The organism is Halomonas sp. GFAJ-1 (genome assembly GCF_000236625.2).
Classification (GTDB): Bacteria; Pseudomonadota; Gammaproteobacteria; order Pseudomonadales; family Halomonadaceae; genus Vreelandella.
This window is the reverse complement of the sequence record NZ_AHBC01000026.1, coordinates 1-15841: the sequence shown is the minus strand read 5'-3', so window position 1 is coordinate 15841 and position 15841 is coordinate 1. Positions and strand designations below refer to the sequence as shown.

14 protein-coding genes are annotated in these 15841 nt (G+C 55.2%); 5 read left to right on the top strand and 9 right to left on the bottom strand.

The window, feature by feature from the left end:
- The 3 genes from MOY_RS06965 to MOY_RS06955 all read left to right on the top strand — a co-directional run.
- Positions 1-802: alpha/beta fold hydrolase (locus MOY_RS06965; RefSeq protein ID WP_009098047.1), on the top strand; the 802-nt coding region annotated here is incomplete at its 5' end.
- A 179-nt stretch (positions 803-981) separates the two neighbouring features.
- Entirely contained in the window at positions 982-1206 is a 225-nt protein-coding gene (locus MOY_RS06960) for a hypothetical protein (protein WP_009098045.1), read from the top strand.
- A gap of 207 nt (positions 1207-1413) precedes the next feature.
- On the top strand, positions 1414-2688 hold the full coding sequence (locus MOY_RS06955) for an O-acetylhomoserine aminocarboxypropyltransferase/cysteine synthase family protein (RefSeq protein WP_009098043.1): 1275 nt from the start codon (positions 1414-1416) through the stop codon (positions 2686-2688).
- An 86-nt stretch (positions 2689-2774) separates the two neighbouring features.
- Here MOY_RS06955 and speB read toward each other — a convergent pair whose 3' ends face one another.
- The gene (gene speB / locus MOY_RS06950; RefSeq protein ID WP_035540329.1) at positions 2775-3677 is read right to left on the bottom strand and encodes an agmatinase; all 903 of its coding nucleotides are present in this window, start codon (positions 3675-3677) and stop codon (positions 2775-2777) included.
- Between the two features lie 183 nt (positions 3678-3860).
- On the opposite strand from speB, the gene MOY_RS06945 reads away from it, so the two are divergent.
- A complete protein-coding gene (locus MOY_RS06945; RefSeq protein ID WP_009098038.1) occupies positions 3861-4784 on the top strand; it encodes a LysR family transcriptional regulator in 924 nt (307 codons plus the stop codon).
- A gap of 11 nt (positions 4785-4795) precedes the next feature.
- Here MOY_RS06945 and MOY_RS06940 read toward each other — a convergent pair whose 3' ends face one another.
- Genes MOY_RS06940 through MOY_RS06920 form a run of 5 tightly spaced genes read right to left on the bottom strand, consistent with a single transcriptional unit; the run spans position 4796 to position 10643 of the window.
- The gene (locus MOY_RS06940; RefSeq protein WP_009098036.1) at positions 4796-8275 is read right to left on the bottom strand and encodes a pilus assembly protein; all 3480 of its coding nucleotides are present in this window, start codon (positions 8273-8275) and stop codon (positions 4796-4798) included.
- A gap of 7 nt (positions 8276-8282) precedes the next feature.
- Positions 8283-8708 carry a pilus assembly PilX family protein gene (locus tag MOY_RS06935; RefSeq protein ID WP_009098033.1) on the bottom strand — a complete coding sequence of 142 codons (426 nt, stop codon included), beginning with the start codon at positions 8706-8708 and terminating at the stop codon, positions 8283-8285.
- Between the two features lies 1 nt (position 8709).
- A complete protein-coding gene (locus tag MOY_RS06930; RefSeq protein ID WP_009098032.1) occupies positions 8710-9744 on the bottom strand; it encodes a PilW family protein in 1035 nt (344 codons plus the stop codon).
- Position 9745: 1 nt separating this feature from the next.
- Positions 9746-10180, bottom strand: coding sequence for a type IV pilus modification protein PilV (pilV, locus tag MOY_RS06925; protein ID WP_235803677.1), 435 nt, complete (start codon positions 10178-10180; stop codon positions 9746-9748).
- Complete coding sequence (locus MOY_RS06920) at positions 10173-10643, bottom strand: GspH/FimT family pseudopilin (RefSeq protein WP_009098028.1); 471 nt, start codon at positions 10641-10643, stop codon at positions 10173-10175. The genes pilV and MOY_RS06920 overlap by 8 nt, the downstream gene beginning before the upstream one ends.
- A gap of 361 nt (positions 10644-11004) precedes the next feature.
- Here MOY_RS06920 and katG point away from each other — a divergent pair, with 361 nt between their 5' ends.
- On the top strand, positions 11005-13158 hold the full coding sequence (katG, locus tag MOY_RS06915; protein WP_009098027.1) for a catalase/peroxidase HPI: 2154 nt from the start codon (positions 11005-11007) through the stop codon (positions 13156-13158).
- Between the two features lie 91 nt (positions 13159-13249).
- On the opposite strand, the gene MOY_RS06910 is transcribed toward katG, so the two are convergent.
- From MOY_RS06910 to MOY_RS06900, 3 genes are read right to left on the bottom strand one after another with little or no spacing between them, the layout of a single operon-like run.
- A complete protein-coding gene (locus tag MOY_RS06910) occupies positions 13250-14179 on the bottom strand; it encodes a biotin-dependent carboxyltransferase family protein (protein ID WP_009098025.1) in 930 nt (309 codons plus the stop codon).
- Complete coding sequence (gene pxpB / locus MOY_RS06905; RefSeq protein WP_009098023.1) at positions 14176-14880, bottom strand: 5-oxoprolinase subunit PxpB; 705 nt, start codon at positions 14878-14880, stop codon at positions 14176-14178. The genes MOY_RS06910 and pxpB overlap by 4 nt, the downstream gene beginning before the upstream one ends.
- Complete coding sequence (locus tag MOY_RS06900) at positions 14877-15629, bottom strand: 5-oxoprolinase subunit PxpA (RefSeq protein ID WP_009098021.1); 753 nt, start codon at positions 15627-15629, stop codon at positions 14877-14879. Before MOY_RS06900 ends, pxpB begins: the two co-directional genes overlap by 4 nt.
- Positions 15630-15841: the final 212 nt, after the last annotated feature.

Sequence of the window (15841 nt, the reverse complement as noted above, 5' to 3'; positions counted from 1 at the left end):
GAAAGAGCAAGTGATGCTTCGCAATAATGTAACGATTATAGGGACTGGCGAGAAAACACTAATGCTAGCCCATGGTTTTGGCTGTGATCAAAATATGTGGAAATATATCGCTCCCCAGTTAAAAGAGCGCTACACGCTAGTGTTATTTGACTATGTAGGGTCAGGTCATTCGCAAGCATCCGCTTTTAGTGAATCACGCTATAGTACGCTGGAAGGCTATGCCCTCGATGTAAACGAGATATGTGAAGCGCTAGACCTTAACGACGTGCATTTCGTAGGTCACTCGGTTAGTACCAGTATTGGTTTGCTTGCCGCTAATGCTAGCCCCGAGCGTTTTGCCAGTCACGTCATGATTTGCCCATCGCCCTGTTTTTTAAATATGCCGCCGGACTATTACGGTGGTTTTGAAAAACACGACCTTGAAGAGCTGATTGATCTTATGGGGCGCAATTATATAGGGTGGGCTAATTACCTAGCACCCCTTGTAGTGGGCAGCGAAAACGCATCGGTATTCATTGATGAGCTTTCAAGCAGTTTTTGCTCTACCGATCCGGTGCTGGCGCAGACATTCGCGAAGGCTACGTTCTTTTCAGACTATCGCCATTTACTGCCACAAGCACAGCACGCTGCGCTTGTGCTTCAAAGCCAAGATGATGCGCTTGCCAACCCGGAAGTCGGTCGTTACATTCATGCGCAGATGCCTCAGAGCACGCTGCGCATAATGGAAAGCGAAGGGCACTGTATCCACATGACACACCCAGCGCTTGTTTTGCGAGAAATTCAGGCCTGGTTAGATGACTAATCGCTTCATGTGAATTAGTAACAAGAATGGCAGGTTGTTTTTGTAGAAGGCGCTGTTAATCAGCTTAGCTGATAGGTGGGTTCTGGCAGCGGACAAGTTGAGCTGTAGGATAATTGGTGGCTGTTTTAGCGGGGCGCGCACGGTCTACCTGAAACGACTGCATTAATGAGGAGATAGTTATGCAACCCAGTTGGCGCGAATGGATTCAAGGTCATCTAGAAGAAATTTTAACAGCAGTGCTGGCCGCCTTTTTCACGGCACTGATGTTTCGTGTAGGGATGGGCATGCTATTTTCGATTATCGCTGGCTTGGTAGTCGCCTATCTGATCCGTTTAGTGGCGGTGCCTAAGGCGGCCCAAGCCATAAAGCGGCGCATACCCATGTTTAACGACACCACCCTGTAACAAGCTTCCTTGGAAAGGCGCATTGATAATTATAAGTTAAAGCATCAAGTATTATAATTTACTGCTGTGTTGGCTTATTCCCTAGGGGTATATCAGTTCATAATACAAGCAGGTGCTAGCAATGAGTAGATTAAATGACATTAGCCTTGACGTCTGGGCTTGTTTAGGATGCATTGATGACTTCTCATCAACCAGCGAGCCGATCTTATGAAGCCTGAAACCATTGCTCTCCACCATGGCTATGCGCCTGATTCACAAAACGCCGTTGCTGTGCCGATCCACCAGACCACGTCGTTTTCATTTGATAGCGCCCAGCACGCGGCGGATCTGTTTGATCTGAAAGTGGAAGGGAATATTTACTCGCGGATTATGAACCCAACCTGCGCCGTGCTGGAGCAGCGGGTGGCTGCGCTGGAAGGAGGCATTGCGGGTTTGGCGGTGGCCTCTGGCATGGCAGCCATTACCTACGCGATCCAAACCATCGCTGAAGCGGGCGATAATATCGTCTCGATTAGCGAGCTGTATGGCGGCACTTACAACTTGTTTGCCCACACTTTGCCACGCCAAGGCATCCAAGTGCGGTTTGCCGATAAAGACGATATCGACGGCATTGAAGCGCTGATTGATGAGCGTACCAAAGCGGTTTTTTGCGAGAGCATCGGCAATCCATCCGGTGGCGTGGTAGACCTGCAAAAGCTGGCTGACGCAGCGCATCGCCATGGTGTGCCGGTGATTGTGGATAACACCACTGCCACGCCGTTTTTATGTCGGCCGATCGAGCACGGGGCGGATATCGTCGTTCACTCGGCTACTAAGTATATTGGCGGCCATGGCACTACTGTCGGCGGTGTGATTGTTGATTCAGGCAAGTTCCCCTGGGCGGAAAATGCGAAACGTTTTGCGCTGCTGAACGAGCCGGATATCTCCTACCATGGGGTGAGCTATACCCGTGATGTCGGCGAGGCAGCGTTTATCGCCCGTGCCCGAGTAGTACCGCTGCGTAATATGGGCGCAGCGCTCTCTGCCCAGGCGGCCTGGAACCTGCTGCAGGGGTTGGAAACGCTGTCACTGCGCATTGAACGCATTTGTGCTAACGCGTTAGCCGTTGCCAAGCACTTGGAAAGCCATCCGCTGGTGAAGTGGGTGCACTACGCGGGCTTGGAAAACCACCCTGACCATGCGCTGGCCCAGCGTTATATGCATGGCCATGCGTCGGGAATTCTTAGTTTTGGCATTGCGGGCGGCCAAGCGGCGGGTGAGCGCTTCTACGATGCGCTATCACTGATTTTGCGTTTGGTGAATATCGGCGATGCCAAGAGCTGCTCTTCCATTCCGGCATCTACCACCCACCGCCAGTTAAACGAGCAGGAGTTAAAGGCCGCGGGCGTTTCTCCTGATATGGTTCGTCTGTCGATTGGCATTGAGCATATTGATGACCTATTAGCAGATATCGACCAGGCACTAGCCGCCTCCCAAGGGTAGTGCGAAGGCTTTCTTAAGCCGTTAATTGGCCGCCGCGCTTTAGCTCAAAACGCTAAGGCACGGCGGCCTTTGTGAAACAAACTTCGTTAAGCGCTTTTAGACGCGGCCAGCGTGTATAAAAACTCAAGCCCCAGCGTGGCCGCGGCAAGCGATGTGATATCACCGTGGTCGTAAGCAGGGTTTACTTCCACTACGTCCATTCCTACCAAGTCCATCCCTACCATGCCGCGTATCACTTTCAGCATTAAATCAGTGGTCATACCACCGCAGACGGGTGTGCCAGTGCCGGGGGCATAGGCGGGGTCTAAGCCGTCGATGTCCAAGCTCACATAGGCCGGATGATGACCCACGCGGGCTCGGATGCGCTCCAACACCGCAGCGGCGCCGTGGTCGTTCACCCAGTCGGCATCCAGCACTTCGTAAGGGTGATTGTGACGGTCGTAGCTGGTGCGAATGCCAATTTGTAGTGAGTGCTCAGGCACCACCAGCCCCTCTTTTAAGGCGTGGTGGAAAATGGTGCCGTGGTCAAAGCGTGTGCCTTGCTCATAGGTGTCGGTATGGGCATCAAAATGGATCAGTGCCAGCGGGCCATGTTCCCGAGCATGGGCACGCAGCAGCGGGAGGCTGATGTAGTGGTCGCCGCCCAGGGTGAGCATTTTTTTACCCGCTTTTAGCCAACGCATCGCATGGGTTTCAAGGTTATCTACCAAGCTTTCCGGCTCGCCGTAGGCATAGTCCAGATTGCCCGCATCGCACACCCGCAGACGATCTTCCAGGGCAAAATCCCAAGGCCAGCGTTTGCCTTCCCAAATTAAATTGGCGGTACTTTGACGAATGGCGTTGGGCCCCATGCGGGTGCCCGACCGGCCAGAGCACGCCAAGTCAAAGGGTACACCGCTTACCACTACCTCAGCATCGGTCGCTTTGGGATCAATAGCTTTGGGTACGCCCATAAAGGTTGAGATAACATCGCCATATAAGCTGGGCATGGTGGGTGCAGAGAGAGTGTGCGAAAGGGTCACTGCAGGGCGTCTCCTGACGTACTTAAAAAGGAGGTGACATCGCCTATAGAGGTGGAAGAGGCGAAAGAGGCGTGACGATAAGGCGTTTTTGGTAATGAATGAAATGAATGTTTAGAATGAAACCATTCGCACTGCAAATAGTGAGTCACCATGCGTTCGCTTCGCCACTTTGATTTAAATTTACTCTTGGTATTTGAGGCGTTGATGCGCGAGCGCCATGTGACGCGGGCGGCAGAAAAGCTGCATCTAAGTCAGCCAGCGCTTAGTCACGCCTTAAAGCGGCTGCGGGAAGCGCTAGACGACCCGCTGTTAGTGCGAACGGGCAATGGCTTGCAGCCAACCCCAAGGGCGCTGGCGCTGCTGCCGGTGGTGCAGCAAGCATTGGCACTGCTGCAAGCAGGCTTGGCCCCGCCAGAATCGTTCACCCCGGCGAGCAGCACGCGTCGCTTTACCCTGGCCACCACCGATTACTTTGAAGAGGTGATGTATCCGGCTTTTCTTAGTCAACTGCTGACTTACGCGCCGGAGATCAGCTTTTCGATAGAGCTAATTACGCCTGACGTGCTTAGCGATGCGTTAGAGCAGCGCCAGGTAGATATGGTGGTGGGGTTAGATAGCCAGAGCGCATTGCCCACAGGTGTCATCCAAACACCGTGGATGGATGAAGCGTTGGTCTGCTTAGCTGCAGCGGATAATGACGGCGTGGGAGAGGCGCTGACCATCGAGCAGTTTGCCCGTCAGCCCCATGTTGAGTTGGCCGATATCAGCGGTTTATTGCCCAGTAGTATCGAAAACTGCTTAGCGCAGCATAAGCTAAGCCGCCGCGTTATTTCTAAAAATCTAAATTACATCGCGGCGGCTAGAGTTGTGTCATTAACCGATGCCATTATGACCCTGCCGAGGCAAATGGCTGAGCGGTTCATCACGATGCTGCCAGTGCGCATCGTTGTGCCACCCCAAGAGCTCCCTGCACTTAACATGACGCTGATCCAGCACGGGCTGTATGCCAATGATCCTGCGATAGCTTGGCTAACGAATGAGCTTACCGCGTTTGCTAAGCGCTTTGGCCGATAAGGTGTGAGCAATTATATATCGGCCTCTTCTTCATCAAACAGCTGACGCCATGAGCGACGGCCTATGTGTTCATCGCTAAAGCCAATAGCTATTGACCCATCCCCATTAGGTGAAGCGTTGGGGTCATCGGGGTTGCCGATAAACAAGCGCTCTACTTGCCCATCGTTAACGCCTACTAAGCGCTCACCTGTGCCAGCTTGAAGACCCGTGATAGCATCGCCGTTGATAGTGGCATCAATGTCCGGCTTTCCGTCGCCACTGAGGTCAAAGGTAGTGGAACCGCCGCTGCCACCTGTGTCAGCCAGCAGCGACATGAAGAAACCGCTACGCCCGCCGCCGCAGGGGTCGGACTCATCGGGGAGTAGTGTAGAGAAGCGGACGCGGCGTGGCAGGCTGCTGGATATCGATGGCGCGGCAATCACGCGTTCGCCCGGGGGCAGCTCTATGCGCCACCCACGCTGGTTGCTGGAAGGTGCAAGATTGGTGCTCGCTCTCAGGTTGAAGCCATCCCGAGACGCATTGCCGGTAATGTGCTGGGTCACCAGATCTGACGTGCCGTAGGTCGCGGTGCGCCCTACACGATCCTGAATACCCAAGAATTGCTGAGGTGCGCTATCACCGACATCACTGTTACGGAAATAGCTGCCGGTGCCAAATAGCACCATCAGCGTGTCAGTAGAGCCACTGCTCATTGTCACCGCCGGGGCGGAAGTGATTGGCTGGTCGGCGCTACCCTGGTAGAGACGATTGACGCTGCCGCCTTCCGTGAGCGGAAAGCGCCACATATTGCCTGCCAGGTCGCCTGCGTAAGCAAAGCGGGCACCGTTTGCGCTGTTATCGTTGCGCCATGGCCAGGCCGTGACGGTGGGCGTTGCCAAACCGTTGGGGGCCGCTTCGCTACCGGTGTTGGTTTTGAGGTGTAAAAAGGTCGGGCCTCGCGCGTTGGCGGCTTTTTTTATGTCGACAACAAATAGCGATGCCTGATAGCTGGTGCTGTTGTAACCATTCCCAAAAATGGCAACCCACCTGCCATCGGTAAGTTGGGTAATCGTGGGTTGACTAACCCCTGTCCCTAATTCCGGATGGCGAAACTCCCAGAGCAACTCAGCATTGCCGGGGTTACTGACATCTAGCGCGAATACCGTTCGCCCGCCAGCGCCCATGGTGCCGACCACCACGGCAGAGGGGCCATTCTCAATATTAACCTCCCGTACTGCTGGGGTGCCGTCCATAAAGTAGCGGTGGGTGTAATCTGGCCGAGTCAGCTCGCGCAGCGGAGGATTCTCGCCCTGTGTTAGCTCGGCGGGTAAATAGGCAAATAGCTCACGTCCGGTGTTTGCATTGAAACCATGCAGCATGCCGTCGTTGGCGGCCACCATTAGCAGCGGCGGGCGGTTACCAGACCCTTGCAGAAGCACCGGATTGGCGTTGATGATATCACCCAGCAGCGACTGACGCTGTCTTAGACCCGGCACAGGGTTGCCCTTTAGCCAACTCACCTCATCATTACTTAATCCGCTGGTGTTGGCGGCTAGCTCTACACCCACTCTACTACCACCTTCAGGACGTTGGGATGTTAGTAATCGACGACTACCAATTTGCTGGGACAGCACTGTCTCGGCATTCCAGCGCTGACTACGGCTGCCATCCGTTTGAATTTCTGAGGCGGCTAAGCGCCCTGACCAATCCTCACTTCTAAATCCGGCGGTATAGAGCAGATTGCCATCTTCCACACCGAACTCATCGCTGTTCACCGCTGCCGAGGTGTTGGATTGGGAGGCAGCGATGATATTGCCCAGCACCTGCTGCATCACCTGGTTCAACGAAGCTTCGTCGTTGGCAAAGTAGGCGCGCTCGGTGCCACCAGCGCGGGCCAGGTCGCCCAACGGGTCGTCCGAGACATTGGGGAGGTTGGCGATGTCCGGCGGCATGTTGAAGCCGACCACATAGGTGCGCACAGGGTTCGCGAGCCGAGCCCCGGTATCGTCATAAAGCCGTTTGAGGGCCGCTTCGGCGCTGGCCAGAGCGCCACTGACGTTATTGCCTAGCGAGTTGCCGGAGCGATCTACCGAGGGTAAGCCATCGGTCAGCCAAATATTGGCATTCACTAAACACTGCTGCGCCTCGGGGTTATTGAGGTTGGGAATCGAGATGTCCGTACGGTACCCCTGTTCGCGTCGGAAGGAGTTGCCGCTGCCACCGTTGTTCAAGAAGTAATCACGCGCGGTGTACATGGTGCCTTCGATAGGGGTCAAGCCCGCAGAGATAAGGGGCCATTCTGGATCTGTCAGGGGATTTCCGTGGCCGCTCCAATCGTGACGTTGGGTGCCCAGCTTGGTCTCGATCGCCTCCCAATGGGCACTGTTCACCGTGCCATCGTCATTGAGTCCACCAATGGGTACATGTAAATAACCGAGTCCAGGTGACGATGTGGTACGCCACTCCCGCTGATTCAGTTGGAGGGATAATACGTGAGCCCCCCAATTGGGGATGCCGCGCTGGCGCAGGCTGTCTACGAGTGGAAGACCAGCTGAAGCAACGTAGTCTGCGTAATAAACACCATGGGGCGCGTCAGGACGAGTGCAAGACCGGCCGCAACTACTGGATTGTGTGAGTTCGCGGTATCGATCTACGGTTTGATCCTGCCTGGAAGTGGGGTAAGTATCAGTACGCCAATACTCTGTTCTGTCGTCTGAAGGCCCTGGAAGGCTTGTTGATGTACGATTAACAGTAAAATAACCAGGAACACCAACATTAAAAAAGGCGTAGAAATCGCTGTTGGGTAAACGAGTGCGATAGCGTTTAATGGTGGAGTTCCATGCGCCCTCAAAAGCAGGGTTGTACCAGTCTGGGTTGCTCCGCGTTGAGTAGCGAACGTCAACAGCACGTTCTGTCAGGCGCCACACTACGGTGTTGCCAGAATTGAAACTATTTCTGTCGGTAGAGGCGGGGTTCTGTTGATAGGCCATTAATCCCAGATTGATGCTATTACGATAGTCTTCGATTATTTGTAACCCAACACGCTTCATGGTGCTCGATTTGCTCAGCGGCGAGCGTGCGCCCGCCGGGCATGCGGAGGCATTGAACGTATTGGGCTGGCAGGCCGTCAGATTTTCTCGGTCACCGTCTTCCTCACCAATGGCCACTCGGCCATCCAGCCCCTCTTGGCCACTTTCCGAGTTGTCCAGGATCAGCAGTACATTGGGGGGCACTCGGCTGACGACGTTCAAAGGCGCTGGGGAAATACCGACACGGTCACTGGGAATATCGAACTCTTCGTCGATAGGGGCATCGTCACCTCCGCCAATGGGGGGCTCTGGCTCTGGTGGCGGATCAGGCGTTGGTTCTGGTTCGGGGTCATCCAGATCCAGGTCTTCGTCTGGATCATAATCTGGGGGTGGGGGAGGAGCAAATCCATAAGCTGGTTCATTAACCATACTTAGCATAAAGGTGGCGGCCAGAATTAATGGTAAAAAACGGATGTGCTTCACGGGGTCACTACCTCTGCTGGCGAACGAACAAGGATTCAAGTCTCACGCGGGTATCTTCACCATGGCCAAATCCTTGGGCTTCAATGCGATACAGGATATCGCGGACTTCACCGCCTTCATTATCGGAGCGCGAACCGATAGTCTCAATTTCATGTGATCGGTAGCGCGGGTTGCGATTGAGTTGAGCCATGTTCATGGTATGTGTTGACCAGCCTCCCGAAGGGGCCGCGCCGTTCTGCAAGCGTGTCTCGGCTTCCCGCAAGGCGGCTTCGGCTGCCTGAAAAGCAATGCTATGGTCGCGTTGGCTGGAGGCCATGCGGTCCTGTGTTATGGCCCCTTGCATGGAAGAGAGGCTCAGAATCGTCACGATAGCCAGAAAAATCAGGCTCAGTACCAGTGCCATGCCTTGCTGTGGGTGGCCTCGCATCGACATGTCAGCGGTTCCTCAAGGCGATGGTGGTGGTGAACGCCTGATACAGCCGCCCTTCACTGCCGGTAAAGGCGTTGTCACCCTGAAAGTTGCCCACGGCAAGCGTGGTGTCGGCGTTACGCAGGTTGGGTCGGTCGCTTTGCACGATTAGCGTAATGCGCACCGCACGCACGCTAGGCCACTGGGCATCGTCGATGTCGTCCGCCGCAAGATAGTCATCGTCCACCAGAAACGCTGTCCGCATGGCCACCACATGGCTAGCTACGATTTCATTGCGTGGTGTGGTTGTGCTGAGGTCCAGCCGCATCAGTGCCGGATTGCCATTATTATTCGGGTCGATGCCCAGGTAGTAGATAGCGCTACCCAATGCACTCAGCGAGACATTTTGCTCAGGTTGATAGCCCAGCCCGCTGGCGGCGCCCCAAAGGCTGGTGTTGGGTGCCACATTACTCTGCCAGCCGGTCGTGCTGGCTTTTTGCAGTACGCGGGCGCCGTTGGAGGTGTTATAGAAAATATCGCAGTTCAACAGGCCCTGCAGCAGTAACAGCTGTTGATTGAACACGGCGCCTACATCACGATTTAGCGTGAGCTGTTGGTTGCTGTCGAGGCTGGCTATTTCCAGTGACTCATCGGCAAAGCCAGTGCGTGCAATGAGGCCTCCCCGAAACGCCAGCACGTCCTGGTTGTCCAGCGGGCTATTCAAACTGGCGGCAAAATCGGCGCTGGAGGCATCCACCCATGCCTGTAAAGGCAGGGGCGCGCTGCTGGCATCGGCAATATTGCGCACGTGCACGGTGGTCTGTGGCGAGGCACAGCCGCCGCTGTAGTCGGCCTGGCGTAACTCTCGTGACAGCGTATCCAGAGCAAATCGGCCTGTGTCCTGCATATCCGCCAATGCTGTCTGAAAGCGAAAGCTCTGCTGCGACGAAATGAATAGCTGAGTCGCTCCCGCCATGACCAGAAGGCCGATGACCATGGCCACCAGCAACTCGACCAGCGTGAAACCCGCTTGTGCTTGAGAAGGAGAAATATGGCTCACGCTAGAGCTCCGATACCAGTTGGATTTGCCGAACGTCGTCGGGGGCGGACGTGTCGTCCCAGCGTACCGTGACGCTGACGCGCCGATTGGCAACTTCGATGCCGCCTTCGCCGCCGGGCAGAGCAGTCGCCAAGTCTTCGACCCACTGTGTTTGATCACGGCCGGGAAGGCCACTACCTTCGGGAGTGTTGCCTAGTACCAGCGTGTAAGAGGAGGCTTGTTCGCGATTGGCACGCACCCTGTCCAGCATGTCCTGTGCCATGTTGGTGGCCTGCGTTTCGAAATAAGCGGCACGGTTATGTACCAGGGATTGGGTTTGTAGTCCCAGCACGCCCAGCAGGCCGATCGACAGCACCAGCAGGGCAATCAACGACTCCAGCAAAGAAATACCGCCTTGGGCCTTGGGCATCAGTTCGTACTCACTTTTATTAGTCACAGGCTCGCCGCTGGGCCAGTACCCGGGAAATACCGCTGGGCTCCACGCGCACACAGCGGCCAATATCACCCAGCGTGAGCGAGACACTCTGTGAGGTAAAGTTCGCGCTCTCCAACCGTCCTAGGCTGTTGAAGGTAAAATCTTCGGGAGCGTTCTCGATCGCGAGGTCAGCAGACGACTGCTCCCAGCGCCGCACGATGTCGCCGTTGGCCTCCACTTCCCAGCCTGTGCTCCACCCTCCGGCGGCAGGCTTCAGGAGAGCTCTCTGATTACGTCGTACGGCCTCGCTGCGCGCAAAGCTCAGCGCTATCTTGTAATCATTGGTCGTCGTGATCACCCTGTTCTCTTGAATGATTCTGGCAAAGTTGGGTACGGCGATGGTCGCCAGCGTGGCAAACAGGGCAAGCGTGACCAGCAATTCCAGCAGGGTAAAACCGGCGGAGAGACGTTTTGTCGTCAGCATGAAGTGCTACTCTGATAGTCGAAAGGCCGAGTACCGTCTGACCGGGGTCATCATATCGTTATTTGAATTTACGTTATGGAAGTATAGCGTTAATGAAGGTGTGGGATGAACCCCGCGCCCAGGTGTCGATTGGATTGCACCATCGTCATACATCAGGTATCGGCGTAAAGGCCAAAATATTCAATAGTCTAAAGCTATTGGTTTGGTTGTAAAATGCAAATTGTGACTATCGTTAAGGTGCTTTAAAACTGTGACACATCGATAATGCATCCGAGGCGCCAGCAATCATCGTCTTTAGCGTGGATGCACTGCACTTGTTCCCTTGGTCATTCCAAGGCATAGAGCAATAAGGGAGAAAGCTATGAGCGGTAAATGTCCTGTCATGCATGGTGGCAACACATCGACTGGTACGTCCAACAAGGACTGGTGGCCGGAAGGACTGAATCTGGATATCTTGCATCAGCAAGACCGTAAATCGAACCCGATGGACGCAGACTTCAACTACCGTGAAGAAGTGCGCAAGCTCGATTTCGACGCACTCAAAAAAGACGTTCATGCGCTGATGACTGATAGCCAGGAGTGGTGGCCCGCTGATTGGGGGCACTACGGTGGCTTGATGATTCGTATGGCGTGGCACTCCGCAGGAACCTACCGCATCGCGGATGGCCGTGGGGGCGGTGGCACTGGCAGCCAGCGCTTTGCGCCGCTCAACTCCTGGCCAGACAACGTGAGCCTGGACAAGGCACGCCGCCTGCTGTGGCCAATCAAGAGGAAGTACGGCAACAAGATCAGCTGGGCCGACCTGATGATCCTGGCGGGCACTGTGGCCTATGAATCCATGGGGTTGCCCTCCTACGGCTTCTCGTTTGGCCGTGCGGATATCTGGGAGCCGGAAAAAGACATCTATTGGGGCGATGAAAAAGAGTGGCTGGCGCCCTCTGACGAGCGCTACGGCGATGTCGAAAAGCCCGATACCATGGAAAACCCGCTGGCTGCGGTTCAGATGGGGCTTATCTATGTAAACCCGGAAGGCGTGAACGGCCAGCCTGACCCGTTGAAAACTGCCCAGCAAGTGCGCGAAACCTTCGCCCGCATGGCGATGAACGACGAAGAGACGGCCGCTCTGACGGCGGGCGGTCACACCGTCGGCAAATGTCATGGTAATGGCGATGCCGGTGCCTTGGGCGCCGAGCCGGAAGCCTCTGACGTTGAGAACCAGGGCTTTGGTTGGAACAATCCGCACATGGATGGTCAAGCGAACAAAGCGGTGACCTCCGGTATTGAAGGTGCTTGGACCACCAACCCTACCCAATTTGATATGGGCTACTTTGACTTGCTGTTCGGCTACGAGTGGGAGTTAAGGAAGAGTCCTGCCGGTGCGCACCAGTGGGAACCGATTGATATCAAAGAAGAAGATAAGCCAGTCGATGCTACTGATCCTTCGGTTCGCCACAATCCGATTATGACGGATGCGGACATGGCGATGAAGATGGACCCGACTTATCGCGCCATCTGCGAAAAATTCATGGCAGATCCAGAGTACTTCAAGCTGACCTTTGCCAAGGCATGGTTCAAATTGACGCACCGCGATCTTGGCCCGAAATCCCGTTATATCGGTCCGGAAGTCCCCGCTGAAGATTTGATCTGGCAGGACCCGATCCCGGCAGGCAGCACCGACTATTGCGAAGAAGTGGTTAAGCAGAAAATCGTAGAAAGCGGCCTAAGTATCAGCGAGATGGTATCAACCGCTTGGGATAGTGCCCGTACCTACCGTGGCTCCGACATGCGTGGTGGTGCTAACGGTGCCCGTATTCGTTTGGCACCGCAGAAAGATTGGCAAGGTAACGAGCCAGAGCGTCTGGCAAAGGTACTGAGCGTGTATGAGCAGATCTCTGCCGACACCGGCGCCAGCGTTGCTGATGTCATCGTATTGGCAGGTAGCGTGGGTGTTGAGAAAGCCGCCAAAGCGGCGGGCTACGACGTCCGCGTACCGTTCCTGAAAGGGCGCGGTGATGCCACTGCCGAAATGACCGATGTTGACTCTTTCGAGCCGCTTGAGCCACTGGCAGATGGCTTCCGTAACTGGCAGAAGAAAGAGTACATCGTGAAGCCGGAAGAGATGTTGCTGGACCGCGCCCAGCTAATGGGGCTGACAGGACCGGAATTGACCGTGCTGCTGGGTGGTATGCGAGTGCTAGACACTAACTATGCGGGTACTAAGCATGGTGTCTTCACTGACCGTGCAGGCCAGTTGACCAACGACTTCTTCGTCAACCTGACCGATATGGGCAATACGTGGCACCCGGTAAGCAATAGCGCTTATGAAATCCGCGATCGCGCCACTGGCGCTGTTAAGTGGACCGCGTCTCGCGTTGATCTCGTGTTCGGCTCCAACTCACTGCTGCGTTCTTACGCAGAAGTGTACGCCCAGGATGATAATGGCGAGAAGTTCGTAAAAGACTTTGTGGCCGCCTGGACGAAAGTGATGAACGCGGATCGCTTCGATATCGCCTAATCATCACACGTTTATGTGTCTTAAATAGAGTGATCAGCCCGCATCGAAAGATGCGGGCTTTTTCGTGCGAACAACATACCAAAAGATGTGGTCATGCCCACACGCTCAGCTGTTGCCGATAAGCCTCCTGCGCTTGGCTGGCGCTGACCGGCGTTAGCCATACCTCGGTACCGGGCAAACACTGGGCAAGGGTGGCGCAGGCCATCGGGGTGAGGGCACCTAGACGAGGGTAGCCGCCGATGGTCTGACGGTCATTCATCAGCACAATAGGTTGCCCATCGGGGGGGATTTGTACCGCGCCAAGGGGAATGCCTTCAGAGATGATACCGCCCTGTGTACTCAATAGCGGTTGGCCGGTTAGGCGGATGCCCATGCGGTCAGCGCGGTTATCCACTTTCCAAGGCTGATTAAACGCTCGAAAAAGCCCCCGGCCACTGAAAGAGGCGATTTGTGAGCCGAGTACGATGGGTAAGCGGCAGCCTGAGTTGGGCATCGACAGGTCATGATGTTCAGGGATACGGCGTACCGCCGGTGCAGTGCCTTTCCAGGTTAAGCAGTCGCCTACTTGCAGTGGTTTACCATCTTCGTGCAGGCCGCCAACCTGCTCCCGTGCGGTGCAGGCACGGCTGCCGAGCACTTCAGATGCATGTAAGCCGCCGGGAAAGGCTAAATAGGCGCGTAAGCCTTTGCGTGGCTGGCGAAACACTAAAGACTGCCCTGGCTGGAGCTTAAAGCTTAGGTTAGGCGCCAGCGGCTTGCCGTCGAGGGTAGCGGCCAAATCAGCACCGGTCAGCGCCAAGCGAACCTCGCTGTTGGTTTCTAGCGTTAGGTTACCGCCCATGACGATTTCCAGCGCGGCGCTATCTGGTGCATTGCCAAGCAGCCAGTTGGCCCAGCGAAACGCTATCCAATCGGCGGCACCACCTTGAGTAAATCCCAGGTGGCCCACGCCAAAGCGCCCAAGGTCTTGAACGAGTGCGAGCGGTCCTGCTTGTTTGACGGTTAGCATTGCTTGGCTCATGGACGCTCCTCCATCGGCGAGGTATCACCACCCGATGCTTCGAACTCAGCCTTGGTAATTGCTTTAAAGCGCACTTTATCGCCTGGCCGCAATAAAGGTTCGCCCCGTTTGGCGTAGTCAAACAGCGGCACGGGGGTACGCCCTAAAATATTCCACCCTCCTGGGGAGGGCAGTGGGTAAATAGCCGTTTGGCGCTCGGCAATCCCAACACTACCTGCCGTCACCCGGCGGCGTGGTGTTTTCAGCCTGGGTGTGGCTAAGCGTTCATCCACTAAGCCCATAAAGCCGTAGCCGGGCGCGAAGCCAAGCGCGAAGACACAGTAATCGTGGTTACAGTGACGCTCAATGAGAGCACCAACACTCAGCCCTGCGCGTTCAGCGACCAGCGGTAGCTCTGGGCCGACGCTTTCGTCATACCAAACGGGGATTTCGTGTAGTTGGCCGTGCTGGTTCTCAGCAGGCGTTAAATGGCGTAAGGCGTCGCGGATCAGCGTGGTGGCCTGGGCAAAAGGGAGCTGTTGACAGTCGTAGTGCACCAGCAACGAGGTGTAGGAGGGAATCAGGTCTATAAGGGCATTGCCAAAGGCCTCGCGTAAAGCGTGATCGGCGGCAATAATCCATGCCATATTGGTTTCGTCGATCTCATCGAAGAGGCGCACGGTAAGTGCGTCCATTGCCGCTGTTTCTAAGCGCAGTTTCACGCGGACTCCAGTGCTGTAAAGGCCTCTCGGATAGCGCGAACGGCGGCAACGGATTCCGGGTTATCGCCGTGAACACATAACGTGTCACAGGGAAGATTGAGCGCTGTGCCATCGCGGGCCGTCAACGCTTCCCCTTTTGCGAGCGCCACGGCCTGAGCGACGATGGTCGCTTGATCGTGGTGAACGGCGCCTGGTAGGCGGCGTGAGGCAAGGTGACCGCTGGCTTCATAGGCGCGATCGGCAAAGGTTTCAAACCAAAGGGTTATACCCATCTTGGCGGCTAGTTCACGGTGAGGTTCAGGATCAGCCGTGGCCATGACCATCAGTGGAAGGTGGGCATCGTAAGCCCGAACAGCGCGCATGACGCCTTCCAAAAGTTCAAGGTTTGCCGCCATATCGTTATACATTGCCCCGTGGGGTTTTATATAGCGAAGCGAAGCACCTTCTGCTTGGCAAATACCCGCCAGCGCGCCCACTTGGTAAAGCACCATATCTTCCACTTCAGCGGGTGAGCAGGCCATAGAGCGGCGGCCAAAGCCCATCAAGTCAGGATAACCAGGGTGTGCGCCGATGCGCACGTTATGTTTGGCAGCGAGAGCAACGGTACGACGCATAACGTGGGGATCAGAGGCGTGGTAGCCGCAGGCAATGTTGGCACAGTCAACGTGGGGCATTACCTCAGCATCCAGACCAATCGACCAATTGCCGAAGCTTTCGCCCATATCGCAGTTAAGCAGCGGGATTGCCATAACGTCTCCTGGGTGGGGGTTATTAGCTCTTAAGAGCTTTTATTAATTAAAAGTAGTTAAAAAACAGCGTTATTAGTTGTTGTTTGTAAATGGCTAATATAGTGATCGCAGTTATTTAATTATCAGTGTAAAGCCAATATATGGAGCTGACTCGCTAAGTTCCAATCGTTTTTAGCGATATTAAGTATCGGCACTTTCTATCATGCTGTTAT

Coding starts and splice junctions, on each gene's coding strand:
- MOY_RS06910 (WP_009098025.1), bottom strand. CDS start 14,179: ATGAGCCAAGCAATGCTAACCGTCAAACAAGCAGGACCGCTCGCACTC.
- speB (WP_035540329.1), bottom strand. CDS start 3,677: ATGCCCAGCTTATATGGCGATGTTATCTCAACCTTTATGGGCGTACCC.
- MOY_RS06920 (WP_009098028.1), bottom strand. CDS start 10,643: ATGCTGACGACAAAACGTCTCTCCGCCGGTTTTACCCTGCTGGAATTG.
- katG (WP_009098027.1), top strand. CDS start 11,005: ATGAGCGGTAAATGTCCTGTCATGCATGGTGGCAACACATCGACTGGT.
- MOY_RS06945 (WP_009098038.1), top strand. CDS start 3,861: ATGCGTTCGCTTCGCCACTTTGATTTAAATTTACTCTTGGTATTTGAG.
- MOY_RS06935 (WP_009098033.1), bottom strand. CDS start 8,708: ATGTCGATGCGAGGCCACCCACAGCAAGGCATGGCACTGGTACTGAGC.
- MOY_RS06960 (WP_009098045.1), top strand. CDS start 982: ATGCAACCCAGTTGGCGCGAATGGATTCAAGGTCATCTAGAAGAAATT.
- MOY_RS06900 (WP_009098021.1), bottom strand. CDS start 15,629: ATGGCAATCCCGCTGCTTAACTGCGATATGGGCGAAAGCTTCGGCAAT.
- MOY_RS06955 (WP_009098043.1), top strand. CDS start 1,414: ATGAAGCCTGAAACCATTGCTCTCCACCATGGCTATGCGCCTGATTCA.